At 49.4% G+C, this 17,474-nt stretch carries 19 protein-coding genes; 7 read left to right on the top strand and 12 right to left on the bottom strand.

Translation table 11 applies throughout. The annotated features are described in order from the left end of the window. Window positions 1–5: 5 nt before the first annotated feature. The 3 genes from P398_RS0109800 to P398_RS0109790 all read right to left on the bottom strand — a co-directional run bounded on the left by P398_RS0109800 (window position 6) and on the right by P398_RS0109790 (window position 3,250). On the bottom strand, window positions 6–806 hold the full coding sequence (locus P398_RS0109800; protein ID WP_024371934.1) for a DUF4397 domain-containing protein: 801 nt from the start codon (window positions 804–806) through the stop codon (window positions 6–8). Between the two features lie 253 nt (window positions 807–1,059). Then, window positions 1,060–1,773 carry a glycerophosphodiester phosphodiesterase gene (locus P398_RS0109795; protein WP_029334976.1) on the bottom strand — a complete coding sequence of 238 codons (714 nt, stop codon included), beginning with the start codon at window positions 1,771–1,773 and terminating at the stop codon, window positions 1,060–1,062. A 10-nt stretch (window positions 1,774–1,783) separates the two neighbouring features. Next, entirely contained in the window at window positions 1,784–3,250 is a 1,467-nt protein-coding gene (locus P398_RS0109790) for a carboxypeptidase M32 (RefSeq protein WP_029334974.1), read from the bottom strand. Between the two features lie 237 nt (window positions 3,251–3,487). Here P398_RS0109790 and P398_RS0109785 point away from each other — a divergent pair, with 237 nt between their 5' ends. Beyond that, window positions 3,488–4,504, top strand: a complete 1,017-nt coding sequence (locus P398_RS0109785; protein WP_235263332.1) for a D-alanyl-D-alanine carboxypeptidase family protein — start codon at window positions 3,488–3,490, stop codon at window positions 4,502–4,504. 355 nt (window positions 4,505–4,859) lie between these two features. Further along, window positions 4,860–6,341 carry a sodium/proline symporter PutP gene (gene putP, locus P398_RS0109780; RefSeq protein WP_029334969.1) on the top strand — a complete coding sequence of 494 codons (1,482 nt, stop codon included), beginning with the start codon at window positions 4,860–4,862 and terminating at the stop codon, window positions 6,339–6,341. 54 nt (window positions 6,342–6,395) lie between these two features. On the opposite strand, the gene P398_RS0109775 is transcribed toward putP, so the two are convergent. The 6 genes from P398_RS0109775 to P398_RS0109750 form a co-directional block, all read right to left on the bottom strand. Then, window positions 6,396–6,689, bottom strand: coding sequence for a hypothetical protein (locus P398_RS0109775; RefSeq protein ID WP_024371939.1), 294 nt, complete (start codon window positions 6,687–6,689; stop codon window positions 6,396–6,398). A 13-nt stretch (window positions 6,690–6,702) separates the two neighbouring features. Next, on the bottom strand, window positions 6,703–7,257 hold the full coding sequence (locus P398_RS0109770) for a hypothetical protein (RefSeq protein ID WP_024371940.1): 555 nt from the start codon (window positions 7,255–7,257) through the stop codon (window positions 6,703–6,705). Window positions 7,258–7,336: 79 nt separating this feature from the next. Then, window positions 7,337–8,137, bottom strand: coding sequence for a YihY/virulence factor BrkB family protein (locus P398_RS0109765; RefSeq protein WP_235263331.1), 801 nt, complete (start codon window positions 8,135–8,137; stop codon window positions 7,337–7,339). Window positions 8,138–8,267: 130 nt separating this feature from the next. Then, a complete protein-coding gene (locus P398_RS0109760) occupies window positions 8,268–9,680 on the bottom strand; it encodes an alanine/glycine:cation symporter family protein (RefSeq protein ID WP_081828338.1) in 1,413 nt (470 codons plus the stop codon). Window positions 9,681–9,745: 65 nt separating this feature from the next. Continuing rightward, complete coding sequence (locus P398_RS0109755) at window positions 9,746–10,651, bottom strand: Gfo/Idh/MocA family protein (RefSeq protein WP_029334963.1); 906 nt, start codon at window positions 10,649–10,651, stop codon at window positions 9,746–9,748. Between the two features lie 69 nt (window positions 10,652–10,720). Beyond that, window positions 10,721–10,903 carry a hypothetical protein gene (locus P398_RS0109750; RefSeq protein WP_029334962.1) on the bottom strand — a complete coding sequence of 61 codons (183 nt, stop codon included), beginning with the start codon at window positions 10,901–10,903 and terminating at the stop codon, window positions 10,721–10,723. A gap of 182 nt (window positions 10,904–11,085) precedes the next feature. On the opposite strand from P398_RS0109750, the gene P398_RS0109745 reads away from it, so the two are divergent. From P398_RS0109745 to P398_RS0109730, 3 genes are all read left to right on the top strand, one after another. After that, window positions 11,086–11,979, top strand: coding sequence for a DNA/RNA non-specific endonuclease (locus tag P398_RS0109745; RefSeq protein ID WP_029334960.1), 894 nt, complete (start codon window positions 11,086–11,088; stop codon window positions 11,977–11,979). 469 nt (window positions 11,980–12,448) lie between these two features. Beyond that, window positions 12,449–12,634, top strand: a complete 186-nt coding sequence (locus P398_RS0109740) for a hypothetical protein (RefSeq protein ID WP_029334959.1) — start codon at window positions 12,449–12,451, stop codon at window positions 12,632–12,634. A gap of 451 nt (window positions 12,635–13,085) precedes the next feature. Then, complete coding sequence (locus P398_RS0109730; RefSeq protein WP_029334954.1) at window positions 13,086–13,928, top strand: hypothetical protein; 843 nt, start codon at window positions 13,086–13,088, stop codon at window positions 13,926–13,928. Window positions 13,929–13,975: 47 nt separating this feature from the next. On the opposite strand, the gene P398_RS16605 is transcribed toward P398_RS0109730, so the two are convergent. Then, on the bottom strand, window positions 13,976–14,239 hold the full coding sequence (locus P398_RS16605) for a holin (protein ID WP_029334952.1): 264 nt from the start codon (window positions 14,237–14,239) through the stop codon (window positions 13,976–13,978). On the opposite strand from P398_RS16605, the gene P398_RS17040 reads away from it, so the two are divergent. Further along, window positions 14,205–14,372: a hypothetical protein gene (locus tag P398_RS17040; RefSeq protein ID WP_176579818.1), complete on the top strand. Its 168-nt coding sequence runs from the start codon at window positions 14,205–14,207 to the stop codon at window positions 14,370–14,372. The two genes, P398_RS16605 and P398_RS17040, sit on opposite strands and share 35 nt — an antisense overlap. Window positions 14,373–14,497: 125 nt before the next feature. Here the strand turns inward: P398_RS17040 and P398_RS0109720 are convergent, their stop codons facing one another. After that, window positions 14,498–15,259, bottom strand: a complete 762-nt coding sequence (locus P398_RS0109720; RefSeq protein WP_029334950.1) for an HNH endonuclease signature motif containing protein — start codon at window positions 15,257–15,259, stop codon at window positions 14,498–14,500. Between the two features lie 243 nt (window positions 15,260–15,502). On the opposite strand from P398_RS0109720, the gene P398_RS0109715 reads away from it, so the two are divergent. Further along, complete coding sequence (locus P398_RS0109715; RefSeq protein ID WP_051638895.1) at window positions 15,503–16,684, top strand: ISL3 family transposase; 1,182 nt, start codon at window positions 15,503–15,505, stop codon at window positions 16,682–16,684. An 84-nt stretch (window positions 16,685–16,768) separates the two neighbouring features. Here P398_RS0109715 and P398_RS0109710 read toward each other — a convergent pair whose 3' ends face one another. Further along, window positions 16,769–17,470 (bottom strand): hypothetical protein, encoded by a 702-nt coding sequence (locus P398_RS0109710; RefSeq protein WP_029334945.1) that lies wholly within the window; start codon window positions 17,468–17,470, stop codon window positions 16,769–16,771. Window positions 17,471–17,474: the final 4 nt, after the last annotated feature.

Genomic DNA, 17,474 nt, shown 5'->3' with positions numbered 1-17,474 from the left:
GTAGTTTAAGCGTCTTGCTGTTTACGACGAAAGACGTAGAAGCCAGCTGCTGCCGCACCGAGTGCCGCTGCTGCGAGCAACCAGTTCATTGAAGCTGTTTGTGCGAGACCGCCTTGTCCTGTTTCAGGAGCTCCGGCCATCTCTCCACCGTCTGCCGCGAGCAATACTTCAAACGCTGGCTCTCCTTCAAGAAGACCGATAGCGAATGCCGTATAGTTCTTACCACCTTCAAGTGCGACACCGTCAAGCGCTTTCACGACGTCTGTCGCTCCGGCTGGACGAATTTCAAGATCATACGTTCCAGCATCGAGCGTGCCGTAGTCAGATACCGCTTTGAACTCGAGGTTCGAGAAGAGCGGGTCTCCACCTTTCGGCGCGACGTCTACCGCTGGTGCGTCAGGTGAGAAGTGCGCAACGCGGACTTTTGATTTGCCGTCTTCGAAGTTGGCGTCATCTTCCATCGCTGCGATCTCGATGTTCTCTAATTGACCGATTGCTGCCGCTGTGTAGAACTTGCCAGCTTCGAGTGAGAGGTCAGCTGCGACGACGACCGTTTCCGTGTCACCGGCTGGTTTGATTTCAACGTTATAATCTCCCGCTGGAAGCGTCAGGTAATCCGTCAGCGCTTTGAACTCTGCGCCTTCGACCGCGACTTCACCGTTGACATACACGTCAACCGCCGGTGCGTCAGGTGAAGCGTGAAGCACCCGGACCATCGCATCGCCTTCATGACCGTCCGCGCTTACTGGTAAGACAAGTGCGAACGCAAGTGCGAGCGTTCCGAGTAAAGACATCAATTTCTTCATGTGAAATTTCCTCCTTTTTCCCTTTGGGTTGACCGATTGACAGCGTACAACAAGTTTGGTGTGATGCTGCATAGCGTGCTACATCTGATTGCTATGTAGCTGGTGACATCTTAAACTTAAGACAACGGAGCAACGGCGTAAAGATGACAGTGTGCCCATAATGTGCTGCGACGACTGTCCGGATGATACCGCTTTCTTTACACTTTTCTAACTACCCCCTCACCGCTAAAGAAAAACCCTGTGACGTGTATCGTCACAGGGTCAAATGTGTTCGCGCCCACTCGATGTCATTGACGAACAACGCGTCCACATCGAGTTCTCGGAACCGCGCCAATTGATCAAGCGTCTTGACGGTGTATGGTCGAACGAAGATACCGGCTTCGACTAACGCCTCGATCTCAGCGTCCGTGAACGCTCGTACACTAGGATGGAGCGCGCTCGCATCGAGTTGCTTCAAGTAAGCGACCGGGTCCGCGATCCGTCTCGAGGAGAGGACCGCCAGTTCATACTCGGTCGTCAACTTCCGTAAACGCCTTAACGTGTCATGATTGAACGAAGAAATCACAAGGCGATCGGCAGGAAAACCGGTCCGCTCGACGACCTCGATGAGACGCTCTTCGATGCCCGGATAATGTTCGATATCTGTCTTCAGTTCAAGGTTTACACACAACGTCGTCGGCATGACCAGCGCTAGAAATTCTTCAAGTGTCGGCACCGGTTCGTCTCCCCCGAAATGTACCGCGGCGTTAGCCGTTCGAAGCTCGGCAAACGTCAAGTCGACGACACGGCCACGCCCGTCCGTCGTCCGCTCGAGCGATTCGTCATGGATGAGCACGAGTATCCCGTCGCGCGTCATATGAACGTCCGTCTCGATGCCGTCAGCACCGGTATGAATGGCGGCGCGGAACGCCGACATCGTGTTTTCCGGATAGTGAGCCATCACTCCGCGGTGTGCGAAAAGCTTCATCGGATTGCCCTCACGCCGTTCCGTACTTGGACGTCAAATAACGGACGAGCGGACGGACCGAGATGTCTGCCCCGGTGACAGTGCGAATCAACTCGTTTGGTGTGAGCGTTTTTCCATGACGGTGCACGTTCGTTTCGAGCCACTGTTTGATGGGTGTGAACTCGCCTGTCGCGATCCACGTCTCGAAATCCGGATGTTCCGCTTTTAACGCCTCCGTCAATTGGGCCGCATAAATCAATCCGAGCGCGTAGCTCGGGAAGTAACCGAACGACCCACCGGCCCAGTGCACGTCTTGCAGCACGCCTTTCGCGTCGCTCGGGACGTCGACACCGAGATACTCTTTGTAAAGTTTGTTCCATGCTGCGGGCAACTCGTCGACAGAGAGATCTCCTTGGATCAGCGCTTTTTCCAGTTCGTAGCGGATGATGATGTGAAGGCTGTACGTCAGTTCGTCGGCCTCGATGCGGATGAGCGACGGCTTCGCCTCGTTCACTCCGGCATAGAACGTCTCAAAGTCGACATCTTGCAATGCGTGATGTTCGGCCTGCAGGTTCGGATAGACGCTCTTCAAGAAGGCGATGCTGCGACCGACGAAATTCTCAAAAAATAACGACTGTGACTCGTGAATCCCCATCGAGGCCCCTCCCCCAAGTCCTAGCTCATCGAGCGACTCGTCGATCTGTTGCTCATACGTCGCATGACCAGCCTCATGCATCGTCCCGAACAAGGCGTTGCGGAAATCTGCCTCATCGTATTTGGTCGTGATACGGACGTCCCGACGATTGATCGTGATCTCGAACGGATGGACGGTCGCATCGAGCCGTCCTCGGCTCAAGTCATAATCGACGACTCGCATCCAGTCATGACAAATCCGCTCTTGTGCTTTTTCGTTCATTGACCAATCAAGTGAAGCGGTGCCGCCCGGTAAGTTACGAATCAATGGGACGAGCTCGTCGCGGAGCGTCTCGAACAGGTCGTCAAGTTGCGCGACCGTCATACCCGGCTCAAAATCGTACAGGAGCGCATCATACGGGTGCGCGTCGTAACCGAAATAGTCGGCAAACTTTCGTTGATAAGTGAGGATCTTTTTTAAAAACGGCGCGAACATGCCCCAATCGTTCTGCTCTTTTGCCTTCTCCCACGCCGTTTCGGCCTCGGAGACGAGCGTCACGTACGCCTGATATTCACTCGCCGGGATTTTTGCGTTCCGTTCGTATTGTGTTTTCGCCACTTGGAGCGACCGTTTCTCGGTCGCGGTCAACCCGTTCGCCGCTTCCATCTCGTCGAGAAGCTGCTTGAACGAGTCGCTCGTCTGCCGCTTGAACGCCTCCGTCGACAAATACCCGATCGTCTCAGCTCGTAGCGGCGCCGATTGTTCTGGCATTTGTGTGCGCATATCCCAATACAAAAGAGAGATTGCCTCATCAAAAGCCCGTAGTTGTTTAAAATGGTCACGCCACTGTTTCGTCAATTCCATCTCAATACCACTCCTATGCGTTATGTCGTTACACTTCTACTTTATTATATTCGCTTCAGCTTGCCTATCGTTTCGACACATCCGCTCCTTACCCTATCAGTCCTCAACTCCCGCTTCCTTTAGTGGGAAGAGACGAATGATTTAAAAAATATTGACCTATTTCAAGAATTTTCAGACGAATCATGTGTCGTTTATCCATTATGGTAGAAAAGTAAACTATAAAGGGGCGAATGTATTGTGAATCAAACACGCAGACACCGAAAACAGACGTATATGATGCGGCGCCTCCTCTTTGGCTTCGCGCTTTTCGCCGTCATCGCGCTCATCCCAGCACTCGTTGGGTTCAAACGTGAAACGCCAGTCGAGCCGAAAGTCGCCGCACCAGTCGTGACCACGGTCAGTCAAGGGCCAGATTTCCCTGTGATTCCGATGAACGAATGGGAACAAGGACCGATCGCGGCCGTTGCCCATGACGACATCCTTGTCGGCGCCATGACGTTCGTCAATTTGACCGATGGCGTCATTCTCATGGATAAAAATGGGGAGGACCGTGTCTTCCCGGCGAGTACGACGAAATTGATGACCGCCCTCCTCGCTTATGAGAAGGCGTCAGCCTCGAACGAACTTGACGCTCCGCTCATCAACATCACATCTTCCACACTCGATATCCCGTGGGACAGCCATATCGCCCATCTCTCAATCGGTGACCAACTCTCCGTCCGCCAAGCACTCTATGCGACGTTGCTAGAGTCTGGGAATGACGCGGCGAACAGCCTCGCCGAATATGTGAGCGGTACGACAGGTGAATTCGTCGACTTGATGAACGCACGGGCGACCGTCTTAGGATTGACGGGCACCCATTTCATGAACGCCCACGGGTACTCGGACCCGGACCATTACACGACCGCGCGCGACATGGCCAAAATCACGTACGTGTTCGGCCGCTATCCGGAACTCGTCGAGATTGCCGGTACATATGAATACGAGGCAAACTTCGTTGACAAGGACGGAAACTTGAAACGGCGTTGGTGGTATCACCTTGGTTCTGCCGTCAACGAACGTAGCATCCATTACTCTGACCTCGTCCAGGCGACGAAAACCGGCTATACGGATGAATCCGGCTATACGATGGTCTTTCTAATGGAGGAAGCGGGCAAACAATATGCGCTCGTGACGATGCAGGCGAAATCCGGGCAGACGTTCCCGACGATGCGAACCGTCGAGCAGATCATATTCGGACGGGACATCCCGTAAACACAGAGAGGACTGACCTAGGTCAGCCTCTTTTTTTCGTGTTGTTTTTAATATGTAAGAGAAAGAATCAACGTTTAATGTTACAGAAAGATTACACAGGCGTATCCTGAGCATGACGAACATTCAGAAAATTTAAACTTTGTTTATGAAAAAAAGATACCTTATCCGTTGGTATAATGCGCTTTAGAGCCGTTTTTATGAAAAGATGACAGTTTGCAATGCCTTTCAAGGTCCGTTAAGGTTAGTCACAAGTTCGTCTTTACCGTTCGCCCACAGGACATTATGGGAATTACACCACAATGTTCACGCGAATGATTGAACCATATGAAAATGAAAGCGTACAGGAGGTAATACAATGTTATGGCAAGAATGGGTATCCATCGCGCTTTACCTCGTGATGATGCTCGCTATCGGTTACGTCGCGTTTAAACGGACGACCGATTCATCAGATTATATGTTAGGTGGCCGTAAAATGGGGCCAGGAGTTACTGCCATGTCAGCCGGGGCATCGGATATGAGTGGTTGGATGTTGATGGGACTACCGGGGGCAATGTATGCCACGGGATTGTCAGCAATTTGGTTAGCCGTTGGATTGGTCATCGGAGCTTACTTGAACTACTTGCTAGTTGCTCCGCGTCTTCGCGTCTTCACCGAGATGGCGAATGACTCGATCACGATTCCAGACTTCCTTGAGAATCGGTTCCGAGATCACTCGAACTGGCTACGGATTCTGTCCGCGTCTGTCATCATCATCTTCTTCACGTTCTACACGTCGGCCGGACTCGTTTCTGGCGGTAAACTGTTTGAAAGCTCATTCGGGATCAACTATCAGACAGGTGTCATCGTCACAATCAGCGTCATTATTCTTTACACGCTGTTCGGTGGTTTCACTGCCGTCAGTTGGACTGACTTCGCACAAGGTGTGATCATGTTCCTCGCCCTCGTTCTCGTACCGATCGTTGCGTTAACGGACGTCGGTGGGATGACGAACGCTGTCAATACAGCGACGGCGATCAATACAGACTTGTTCGACTTGTTCAAAGGAACGACGACGCTCGGTATCATCGGGCTTCTCGCGTGGGGTCTCGGCTATTTTGGCCAACCGCACATCATCGTCCGCTTTATGGCGATTAAAGACGTCCCATCATTGAAGACGGCACGTCGGATCGGAATGGGTTGGATGACCGTATCGATTGTCGGTGCTGTTATGACAGGACTTGTCGGCATCGCCTACTTCCGTGGTCAAGGGAACCCGCTTGCCGACCCGGAAACGGTATTTATCCGCTTCTCGGATGTCTTGTTCCACCCGTTCATCACCGGTTTCTTACTCGCCGCGATTCTAGCTGCGGTCATGTCGACCGTATCTTCGCAATTGCTCGTCACGTCATCGGCGTTGACGGAAGACTTTTATCGCAAGTTCTTTAACAAAGAAGCGAGCGAGAAAACGATGGTGCTAGCCGGACGGATCGGTGTCCTTCTCGTCGGTGTTGTGGCGACACTCATGTCGCTCAGCCCGTCAAACACGATTTTGACGCTTGTCGGCTATGCATGGGCAGGCTTCGGTTCAGCCTTTGGACCAGCGATCCTCTTGTCTCTTTACTGGAATAAGATGACACGTCAAGGCGCCCTCGCCGGTATCCTTGTCGGTGCACTCACGGTCATCCTCTGGATTGTCACAGGACTCTCGAACGTCATTTACGAGATGGTGCCAGGATTCTTCCTCAGTATGTTGGCCATCGTTCTCGTCAGCACGTTCACGAGCCAGCGTGAGCAAAAACGAATTAGTCGCGAATTCTCTGAGATGGAAGCAGAACTTGCTGCCGCCAAAGAAGAATAAGCATCAAAAGGCTCGCCCCATTATTCGGGGCGAGCCTTTCTTCTGTCATTGGATTCACATCGTCGAGGCGAGTAACCAGACACGAATGAAGAATGGAACGAGGACAAGGACGAACATCACGTTTCGAAGCGTCCGGTTCCGGTTCCAATAATAAGCCATGAGAACGAACGGATGAAGTGCGGTCAATTCGTAAGGGTTGAACCAAAACCAAGTTAAAATCAAGGCGATCAAGAAGTAGAGGACCGATCGTTGTTTCGTCGATCGATACTCCCGCCACATGTCGTAAGCACCTTTAAAGAATGCCAGGAACGCGACAATCCAAAATACGATGACAATAATATTATCCAATCAAACGACCACCTTAAGACACATTTTCAAAATAGAACCCACCCCAATAGATGTGCCGGTATGTGAACTCTTTGCCACTCTCGGCAGTGATGACGATCTCGTCCTCGGTCAATACGAGCACATGGACCGGCACCTCACCTTGCTTGAGCATCGGGCTGAACAGCTGAAACTGTTTGTTCAACCACTTCCGTTCGCTAAAATCACGGTAATGATGAAGTGCCAGCGTCGGGTGGACGAGAAATACTGCGGCAAGGAACGCGATTGCGGTCGGTGAGGCCGACACTTCAATCAAAAGCGAAATGACAAGGACGAGTGAGAGTACCCCGTAGCCGAACTCGAGCAGCTCCATCAAGGAGGCTCGACTCGCAATCACGTACTGAATGACACGAAACGCGACGTAAAGGATCAAACTGACCATCACGTACTGAGAAAATGGGGCGACACGCATCGAGACGTCCAAGTAGAAGAGAACCGGTAGCAACATGATCCACTTCCATAGTTGTAAGGCGAGGTAAAACAATGATTGATCGATGAAACGACGATTGTGTACGAGCCGTTGCATATCCATGTTTCCCACCTCCGATTGAAAGATGCGATCTTATCGATATCATTCCCTGAATCCTTGAATGATAACAATCAATTGCAGGTTAATCGGACTTTTCTTTTCGTTCGATGAGCGTGGCGTTCAGCAACCCGCCGAGCAAGATCACCGAGGCCGCCAAATAAAACCAGACGAGCAGCACGATGAACGCACCTAACTGGCCATAGAAGCGTTCATAGTTTGCATACTGTGAATAGTAGCTGAACACGTTCGAGACTGTCAAGATACCGATTGTGGCGAACGCTGCCCCTCCCCAACTGTCACGGATTGTCCCACGGTGGCTAGGGAGCCATTTGTAGACGAGTAAAAAGACGCTGAACAAGACGAGTGATCCGACAATCCAACGGAAATAAAACCAGATTTGGGCGTATGTCGCGACGATCTCATCGATGAAGATGATATGTGTCGAGACTTCCCGTAACGCCGCCTCGACGACCGGGATGACGAGCGAGAACGGTAATACGAACATAAGCGCGAGCGTGACCGCGATGTCTTGGAGCGCCCCTCTTAGAAATGACTTGTTGCGAATCAATCGATAGGCATCGTTCAGCGAACGAACGAGCGATTGCACCGCCATCGAAGAAATCCAAAGGGCAGGCAAGATGCTGATCGAGGCCAGACCGAGTCTTGAATCATCAAAAATCGCCTCGATGTTTCCTTCTAACAACTCATAACTCCCTTCTGGCATGATGAGAGCGAGCGCATCAATGACGTCCCCGCTCGTGAACGGCAGCAATCCGACGATTCCAAGAACGAACAGCAAGAAAGGAAATGTCGACAAAATAAAATAATAGGCCAACATGGCCGCTTGATCAAAGAAACGTTCGACAAAAAAACGCTTGAACACAGTAGTGAAGGTTTGTATCATGTTCTCTACTCTTTTCTTAAATAATTTTTATAAAATGAATACGGTATTTGAAATAATTATTTTCATATCGATTTAAAGCAAGGACCGCGACGCAGCCCTTGCTCTTCATTCAACCGATATGTTCCCGCTTCGTTTCCCATGCCTCGACGTGTTCTTTACCAGGCAAGTCGACGTCATCTCGACTGAAGTGCGGATCTTTTCCGGCCCGTTTCTGTGCGACGTAATCGTCGAGCAGTACGCGGGCAATCTTGCTCAGACGGAAGATGGCGTACATGTTGACGAGCGCCATCAAGCCCATGAAGATGTCGGCGATCGACCAGACGAGTCCTGCCGAACGAACGGCACCGAACATGACCATCCCGATTACGGCGATACGATAGATGACGAGATACACTTTCCGTTCTGAAATGAACTCGATGTTCGTCTCCCCGTAATAATAGTTCGCCAGTATCGAACTGAATGCGAACAACAGAATCGCAATCGTCATGAGTGACGTCGCGACCGGACCGATTTCGGTCAAGAGCGCTTCTTGCGCTAGTTCGATGCCTTGAAGCTCCTCTGAACCCGGGACACCAGAGATCAAGACGATCATCGCCGTCGCCGTACAGATGAACAGCGTGTCCACGAACACACTGAGCGACTGGATGAGCCCTTGTTTCACAGGATGGCTGACTTCGGCCGTCGCTGCGGCGTTCGGAGCCGAGCCCATCCCCGCCTCGTTCGAGAACAAGCCGCGGCGAATCCCTTGCAAGACGGCGGCACCGACCGCGCCACCGAACAGTTGTCGGAAGCCGAGCACCCCTTCTGAGAAGATGGCCGAGAACACGGCCGGTACGGCGCCAAGGTTCGTCAATACGACCCAAATCGCGAGCAAGATGTACCCACCGGCCATGACCGGGACGATGATCCCCGACAGTGTCGAGATGGAGCGGATCCCACCGAAGATGACGATCCCCGTCACGACGGCGAGGATGAGACCGACCCAAACCGTGTCGATGTCAAACACGTTGTTGACAGATAAGGCGATCGTGTTCGCTTGTACCGAGTTAAAAGCAAACCCAAATGAGAACGTGATTAAAATCGCAAACACGATCCCGAGCCAACGTTGCCCGAGTGCCCGTTCGATGTAATAGGCCGGGCCACCGCGCCACGCCTTGCCGTCATGGACTTTATACACTTGGGCGAGCGTGCTCTCGACGAATGCCGACGCCGCACCGATCAAAGCGATGAGCCACATCCAAAAGACGGCCCCGGGTCCACCGAGGGCGATCGCGGTCGAGACGCCGGCGATGTTCCCGGTGCCGACCCGCGCAGCCGTCCCGATGGCGAACGCTTGGAACGAAGATACTTGTCCTTTCTCATGCTTCAATCCTTTGACGAACAACAGCTTGAACATTTCCGGCAGCATCCGGAATTGGACGAATCCCATCCGGATCGTGAAGAAGATCCCGCCGGCAATCAAAACGAAAATAAGGACATACGTCCACAGCAAGTCGTTCGCCTGCATGATCAACTCTCGCATTTCCACTGAACATCCCTCCTCTTAAGGAATCCTTACCCGCTCCTTTACGCCAGGAAACGGTGCGTTCAGCGCGTGACCGCTTCGATGATCTGTTCGCACAGCTCATGGGTCGTCAGACTGTCACGGGCCCGGACGGAATCGTTCTCTTCCCCTTTGAGCAATTTGATGAACTCATCGATCATCGATGTGAATCCTCGCCGTGCCAAATTCGATTCCCACGGACTTAAACCCCGTTCGAGCATGCCGTCCGGGGTGTGGTCGAAGACGCGCTCGACGTCCCGAGATACCCGTTTCACGCTCGGAGACATCACTTCCATCACTTCTTCTGTACAACCGTTGTCGCGGTTCATGATTCCGATCGCCTCGACCCCACCGGCCGTGAACTGAATCTGAAGTTGCTTGAGCGTCTCCCCTTCATAACGGGGACGGACGGAGAGATGTTCCACCGGTTCGAGGCCCGTCAAAAACCGCAGAGTGTCGACGACGTGGACGAAGTCCTCGACGATGAACTCCCGCAGTGTCGCCGGTTGATACGTCCGATTCTTCTGGATCAACACGAGGTTCGGGGCTGCGACGGCCTTCAATGCCGTCGTCGCCGTCGCGAAACGGCGATTGAATCCGGTGACGAGCTCGACTTGATTCTTCTCGGCGAGCCCGACGAGACGAGCGGTCTCCTCGAGCGTGAACGTGACCGGCTTATCGATGAAGACGTGCTTTCCTCGTTCAAGCGCATAGGCGACTTGGTCCGTATGTACCGATGTGGTCGAATGAATCAACACCGCGTCCATCTCGGAGAGCGGCGTCTCCTCGAGCGTCCGATACTGTCCGGCGAATCGATATTTTGCGACGAGTTGTTTTGCTTTTTCTTCGTCCCGTGAGACGAGGAAAGTGTCCACCCCGTCCAATCCGGCGTAGACTGGCAAGTATGCTTTCTTGGCGACATCGCCAAGCCCAACGACGACTATTCTCATTACATCATCACTCCTCTTTTCGATTGACTGAATCGACCCCCAAGACGGTTGCCCAGGGGTCGATTTGTTTTAGCGAACCGCCAATATCTCGAAAGTCGTGATCGGCTTTCGAATCGCGTCTGACACGATTTGATAAAGGTCGGCGAGTTGCTCGTTATCATTCAAATCGGGCGTACGATCGAGTCGGACTTCGCACGTTCGTGACGTCTGCTCCTTGTCTTGAAACGCATATTCGATTGTGTATGTCTGCATGGCACGTCTCCTCTCTCAATGTATACGTATGTATAGCCTGGATCGAATCGATTGAGACGCAACAAGTGCCTGACCGAACCTTTCGGATGTGACATTCCCCAACTCCCAATCAGTTTGCTTGTATAACGTTTCAAACATTTTTAAAATGAACAAGTACTAATAATCCATAGAGGGGTGTCGAGATGATCCGAAACTTGATTTACTTCACTTTGCCGCTAACGATGCTTCTGCTAGTCGCATGCAACAGTGAACAAGATGCTTCTCTCACAGATGATACGGCTGAAGTTACCGATGTGCAAGAACAATCGGCGTCAACGACTGAGGCTGAGGACCAATCAGATCCGTCGGCACAAGAACGATTCTCAGGCTACACGTTACTCGAGGTCGATGGCGGTGACTTGTCTGGACATCGCGAAGGAAACGTCGTCGTAAACGTCGGATTCGGCGAGCGTGAATATTGGGCGTTCACAAATGAGCACGGACAACTTGTACGAGTTGTCGCCGCTGAGATCACCTTGCAGGACGAGGCGAACGAGGCTGTAAAGTCATCTGGCCGTTACTACGCCGACGAGGCGAAAGTTCCCGGCACCGAGCATGCCGAGTTCGATGAAGGGCACGTCATCGCCGACTCGCTCGGAGGCGTCTCGAACGCCTACAACATCACGCCACAAAACAGCACGCTCAACCGCCACGGTGACCAAGCCTACATGGAGACGATCATTCGCAACGCGGGCGGGGTCACAGACTTCGAGGCGCTCATCACATATCCGGACACATCGACCCAAATCCCGTCCAGCTATCAATATACGTACACGTTGAACGGGAACGTCATCATCGACCGGTTCGACAACGTCAACCCGGACGAAGTGAACGCAGCACTCGGCTTGACCGAGAAGACGCCAGAGACGGGCACACCGGCTGACCGCGGTGACATCTCGACCGTCGACAAGAACGGAAACGGACAAGTGACGATCCAAGAAGCGAAAGATGCCGGCTTCAGTATGCCGATCATGAGCGATCATTGGCTCTATCCGTACATGCGAGACAATGACAACGACGGGATGGTCGGCGAATGAGCTGACGGCAAACGCCAGCTCGATCGACGTACCGCTTTCTAGCGGGCGTCGTTTTTTCTTTCCATACGATGCGGTGATCTACCTACGATAGACAGACGAAAAAAAGACCGCAGACATCCGTCTACGGTCCGTCCGCTCGAGTTGCGGTCGTTTACTATTTACAAGCTGGTGCCAGGCCTACTGCTGCCTCACTTGTTTTCAGAAGTTTCCTCTTTCGGGCGTCTCGGAGGACGTTTGCCGAAGAACTGGTAGTACTGTTGATGTCGTTCCATCCGTTATCAATCATCATCTCTTATTAAGCGTATAAGGTAAGATGATTGGGATAATACCATAAACTATCTATGTAGTGTGCAATGAGGTGTGCAATGGCCCTATTTTGGGCAGGTGTGCAATTCGTTTTCATCTTCATATATATGGGTAAATAATTTTATGAAAACGTCACCTGTTTGCGACACGGGGAGGCAATAAAATGCAATTAGCTATCATCGGCACAAAAGAAGAGATTTCCGAAATTTTGAGATTTGTTGAAGGCATGCGAGTCACAGCTAAGGGTGAGCGCGTAATCCGCACTGAATTCACATCCCGAATAGAAGAACGGTCTCAACTCCAATTAGATATTCCTAATCACTCAAATGAGAAAGCAAGCTTTCTATAAAATGAGGGTTTTTTCTTATGCCTTTTATCATACCCTGATTTATTTATATGGACACATGACTATTTTCAATCTGGAGACTATGCTCAGTATGAGGTGATCATTATCCCAAGACCAAAGAAACATATAAGAATAGCCACTCCTGAAGAATTGAATTAGGTGGCCAATAAGTTAATGAATATGCTCGGAACTAGGGACGTCATATTTAGCATCAAAAAAATTCTGTCCTACAAAGTTCTCCTACACGTTAAAAGTCGTAGTGAATTATTCTCGATTTATGTAAGGTTCAACGGTAGGTTTGAAAATCAAGAAGTGATATATAGGGAGGACTTTATTGAACCTATAGTTTTAGAAAGTGATGAGCTCGAAGCCGAGCTGACTACAAACGTCTAAATCAGGTTTTACAGTGTGTTACTATGTTAAATATGAAATATAGTTAACTGGGGGCACTGTGATGGGGATAGATGTATTGCTCGGTTTAATTGATTGGAACCCTTCTTTTGGAATTACAGACTTAGTTGGTATAGCAGCGGCTGGATTGACACTTCATGCTGTTTTTATAAGTAGCAGGGCGGCGAAGAGTGCAGAGCAATCTTCACAAGCTGCAAAAGAAGCTACTAAGCACGCGGAAGAGCAAACTAAACTCTTGAAAGAACAGTATGAATATAGTCTTACTCCGAAGTTACTTCCTGATACTTTGACTATTCACCAAGATCCGATTACTGTAACGGGATTTGGAGAATCACCTCTTTATGGAGACCTAAACTTGAAAGTGAAGAACGTTGGAAAAGGCAACGCATATTATATACGAACCTGGATTGAGTTAGATGATGTCGATAAATTAATTGCTAACAAAGAAAATATAAGCTTTTCTCATTCGGCTTTTGATACCTATGCATATAAAATGGATTTTTTACCTGAAGATCGAATTGCTACACAAAGGCTTCGGGTGGATGAGAGCTTAACAGAAGGCAAAAAACAAATCCGCTCTAGCATAAGACATTTCGACATAGTCCATATCACCACACCTTGGGTAGCCCTGAATGAAAATCAGTATTATGATTTTCCCGTCTATGCATACATCCAAGCATTACTATTGCATTGTCTTTTACAAGATAAACGATTAAATGATTACAAATTTTCATTGTACATTACTTATAAAACGGAAGCCCAATTGGGAACGGATGTTGAAACAAAAACAAAATTCGACATTTATTTTTCCCATGGAAAATCAACTTTCGGGTACAAAGAATCAAGTGCTACACTTACTATATTTTTCTTGCCAACCAAATCTTAGTAACAAAAAAGTCCCTCCACTCGTCCGAATAGAGGGATTGATTCGTTTCATACTTTTGTATAACCGTTCCTTGTCTTTCCGGATTCATAAAGCCCTACTGAGGTTAGTCCTGCAATTGACCCTGCCCAGATTCGCACATAAATATCGACGGTCGTGAATGGCGCAGCCGAAATGCCCACGAGGATACCGATAAACAAAGCGACGAGCGGAATCAAGTTCTTCGGTATGTTGAATGATTGCTTCACCACCTCGTTCAATCCAATGATGACAGGTGCAATGAGCTTCCGTAAGGAGTTTTTCAAGGTCAACATCTACGAGGTCGCCGACGTCATCAAGCAGGAATTCGACCAAACGCTTGAGATTACGAAGTTGGCGCAAGCCGAGGAATATAATCGAACGCTTCAAATTTTGTCAGAGAGTGAAGCTGCTGCATCAAGCTCATAAAATACTGCACATTAAACAACCAAGACCCTTACCGTGTCTTTTATTATTTCAAATTATCTTTGCACTTTTTGACTAAACGTAAAAAAGAGCCTAGCGGCTCGAAGCATTATACAACGATATGATAGCTACACTTGAATTACGATTCCCACATCACAGCTCCTCATAGTCGTATTCTTAAAAATAGCTAAAAGTCCTTTGTTTTTTATAGCATCCTGGTTCCCTAGTTTAGCTTCAATCGAATCAGGATTTATTTTAATTAAAACACCTTTGTAATACAAATTTGCTCTTAGCTCAACAGTATTCTTTATTGAATTGACTTTAAAAATTAGATGGATTTTCCTAGAAGCCGAATTTATTTTCAATTCTCCTTGACTCCACTGTAAATCCCACACTTTATCGGTATTTCTATTTACAATCCACTCGTTATCGACAATCTCTGCAATCAACACATTTTTCTCGTCATAGAATTTAATATTTAATAATGGTCTTCCTAAATTGTCTTTTTTTATCTCAATCAATGGAAACTCATTCACAGTGAAAATTTTTGGGACATCTATAAAAGTACAAGATCCCAATTCGAGCTTAAGTGTATCGTAGCTCCCCAACCAAAATTGACTTCTAACTTCTTCGTTCGATAAGTTAAACGGATTTTCTTTTCTAAAATACACCTCTTCCACGGGAATGATATTGTTGTGAAAACTATTGTGATGATTCCCACACAATGCAACCAAGTTTTCCGCTTCGTGTTTTTTTACAATTGCGTGAGGTATGATGTGGTGATATTCAATGATTGGCATTCCACAAAAAACACAACCAAACCCAGCTTCTGTTCTAATCTGTCTTTTAAGTTGTGAAGGAATGGGGACTCTTTCACTTTTTTTGCTCATTTTCTTCACCTCAAATTTATTTTTATAAAATGATTAGCAGTTTATCTAATGTGAAAATAACTTAAATAATCAATATATAGTATTAAATTACCACTTATCTATCATAAAGTTAATTTTTTTAGGTTCATCACCAAAACGTGTGGTTGACCTCGGATTCTAAGAACAGTGCTCGGAAATAGAAAAAAAGCGAAAACCCCAGTATCGTAATTGTTGTCTAGACAAACCACGATTGGAGTTTTCGCTTTGTCCCAACAGTTTATCAAATTAATTCTTCCACTGCCACCGTTTTTTCAAATCGAGGCGCCCTCTGACGAGGAACCCCATGTCTTCCCGGTCTCTGTACGAGACCGGGACGTCGCATGTTCGGTCTGCGGGTGCGGGACGACGCGTCACGCCAAAACGCGACGCCGATTCCGTCACGGCTACGCCTGGGGAGTCGGTACGATTTGGATCGAGCTCGACATCCCGCGCCAACGCTGCGGGGCATGCGAACTCACGTTCGTCCATGACTATGGGCTCGGTTTGGGTCACTCCTCCACACGTTCTTTCCGTGAGGCCATCGCACGACGATGTCACGGGAGGACGATCGCGGACGTCGCCCGTGAATATGAACTCCCTTACACCACCGTGGAACGGTGGTTCTATCTTCATGCATCGAAAGGAATCGAGGAGGCGGATGCCCGTCACGTGCTCGTGGACGAGTTCGCCACGCGGAAGGGCCATCATTATGCGACCGCCGTCCTGGACGCAGAAAGCGGGCGACTGCTCTCCATCGTCCCAGGGCGAGACGAGTCGGCGGTCACGGCCGCACTCGCGTCGGTCCCCGGGACCGTGATGACCGTCGTCAGCGATTTCGCCCCTGCGATGGCGAATGCGATCGCACGCGTGTTCCCGGATGCGGACCATGTACTCGACCGGTTCCATCTCGTCCAGTTCTTCACCGAGGCACTCCGACGCCGGAGGCGTTTCTTGGACGACACGAAGCGCCAGTACCATGTCCGGTCAATCGATCGGTCACTCGCGCGACGCCCGGAGGAACTGACGGCCGAAGGTCATGAGATTGTCCGGGCATGCCTCGCCGAGGACAGGGTCACGCGCGAGGTTTACCGGGGCCTCCAACACATCCGCTATGTGCTGAAGGCGTCGAGCGACGTCCAAGCGAGGCGCCGGCTGTCAGATTGGCTGTCCCGATACCGGTTCCACCCGTGCGGGCCCCTGGCGAAGATCGCGAAGACGATTCAGGCCAGAGAGAAGGCGGTCCAAAGGACGATCCTTTCACGACTCTCGAACGGGAAGATGGAGGGGACGAACAACAAGATCAAGCTCATCAAACGGCGAGCATACGGCTATCGGAACCTAGACCGTTTCTTCTTGAGGCTGCGGTTAGAAATCGGTCGCACCAGTGTCAACCACGGATTATGGTGATGAGCCTTTTTTTAATAAATATGTAAATAAAATAAGCAGTTGGTACGAATTGAAGACAAAAAAGAGCCTTTCGGCTCGTTATCCTCAAATCAATTCTTCGTACATGTCATATACAATGTCTTTACACGTATCACACACATCATTTAAAAGATCAGATGCTTTGTCTTGTGGCAAATGGAGAATAGAAGCGTAACCTACATTGTCAAAAGTTTGATTAGACACATTGGCTAAAACCTTTGGACAATACCTAAAAGAAGCAAAATCTTGCTGATTATAATTTTTATCTGGATTAAGTAGGTGATGGTAATCTACGAAGAAAGGATAAATCTCATCATTGTTGTTAACCCCACACACTAGACGAATCCCTTGTGAAAAACCAAACTGCCATATGTTTTTAAGATACTCGGAAGAATAGTCAGCATCCGGATAAATCTCATTAATTATATCTTTTGCACGTTTTAATGCATTCCCATTCAGTACATGACAATGTGGAAATTGACGTGCATTCGGATTAGGGTAAAGACTTTTCCAATCCTTCATCAACTTCGGAAGTAAAGATATCATTATGAAGGCTATCTTTTCAGCATATTGCTCCGCATCCTTAAGATAGGTTGTCATACCGCCTTTGACTCTTGCTCCACGCATCCAATCTGGATTCGAGAGAAAAAATTGAGGATGATTAGCTTCTCGAGGTAGTGTTGAAGATTTTATTTCTTTCTCAGGTGATTTTACTCCGTCTGCAAAAGCATTGATATCATGTATATTTTTTCGAATAGGCTCCGGCATTATT

Source organism: Exiguobacterium aurantiacum DSM 6208, from assembly GCF_000702585.1.
Classification (GTDB): Bacteria; Bacillota; Bacilli; order Exiguobacteriales; family Exiguobacteriaceae; genus Exiguobacterium; species Exiguobacterium aurantiacum.
This window is presented reverse-complemented; position numbering and strand designations above follow the sequence as displayed.

Excerpts from the sequence above, each read along its gene's own strand:
- P398_RS0109800 (WP_024371934.1), bottom strand. The coding sequence starts at position 806 with ATGAAGAAATTGATGTCTTTACTCGGAACGCTCGCACTTGCGTTCGCA.
- P398_RS0109795 (WP_029334976.1), bottom strand. The coding sequence starts at position 1,773 with ATGAAGCTTTTCGCACACCGCGGAGTGATGGCTCACTATCCGGAAAAC.
- P398_RS0109790 (WP_029334974.1), bottom strand. The coding sequence starts at position 3,250 with ATGGAATTGACGAAACAGTGGCGTGACCATTTTAAACAACTACGGGCT.
- putP (WP_029334969.1), top strand. The coding sequence starts at position 4,860 with ATGTTATGGCAAGAATGGGTATCCATCGCGCTTTACCTCGTGATGATG.
- P398_RS0109770 (WP_024371940.1), bottom strand. The coding sequence starts at position 7,257 with ATGGATATGCAACGGCTCGTACACAATCGTCGTTTCATCGATCAATCA.
- P398_RS0109760 (WP_081828338.1), bottom strand. The coding sequence starts at position 9,680 with ATGCGAGAGTTGATCATGCAGGCGAACGACTTGCTGTGGACGTATGTC.
- P398_RS0109755 (WP_029334963.1), bottom strand. The coding sequence starts at position 10,651 with ATGAGAATAGTCGTCGTTGGGCTTGGCGATGTCGCCAAGAAAGCATAC.
- P398_RS0109750 (WP_029334962.1), bottom strand. The coding sequence starts at position 10,903 with ATGCAGACATACACAATCGAATATGCGTTTCAAGACAAGGAGCAGACG.
- P398_RS0109745 (WP_029334960.1), top strand. The coding sequence starts at position 11,086 with ATGATCCGAAACTTGATTTACTTCACTTTGCCGCTAACGATGCTTCTG.
- P398_RS0109740 (WP_029334959.1), top strand. The coding sequence starts at position 12,449 with ATGCAATTAGCTATCATCGGCACAAAAGAAGAGATTTCCGAAATTTTG.
- P398_RS0109730 (WP_029334954.1), top strand. The coding sequence starts at position 13,086 with ATGGGGATAGATGTATTGCTCGGTTTAATTGATTGGAACCCTTCTTTT.
- P398_RS17040 (WP_176579818.1), top strand. The coding sequence starts at position 14,205 with ATGAGCTTCCGTAAGGAGTTTTTCAAGGTCAACATCTACGAGGTCGCC.
- P398_RS16605 (WP_029334952.1), bottom strand. The coding sequence starts at position 14,239 with ATGTTGACCTTGAAAAACTCCTTACGGAAGCTCATTGCACCTGTCATC.
- P398_RS0109720 (WP_029334950.1), bottom strand. The coding sequence starts at position 15,259 with ATGAGCAAAAAAAGTGAAAGAGTCCCCATTCCTTCACAACTTAAAAGA.
- P398_RS0109710 (WP_029334945.1), bottom strand. The coding sequence starts at position 17,470 with ATGCCGGAGCCTATTCGAAAAAATATACATGATATCAATGCTTTTGCA.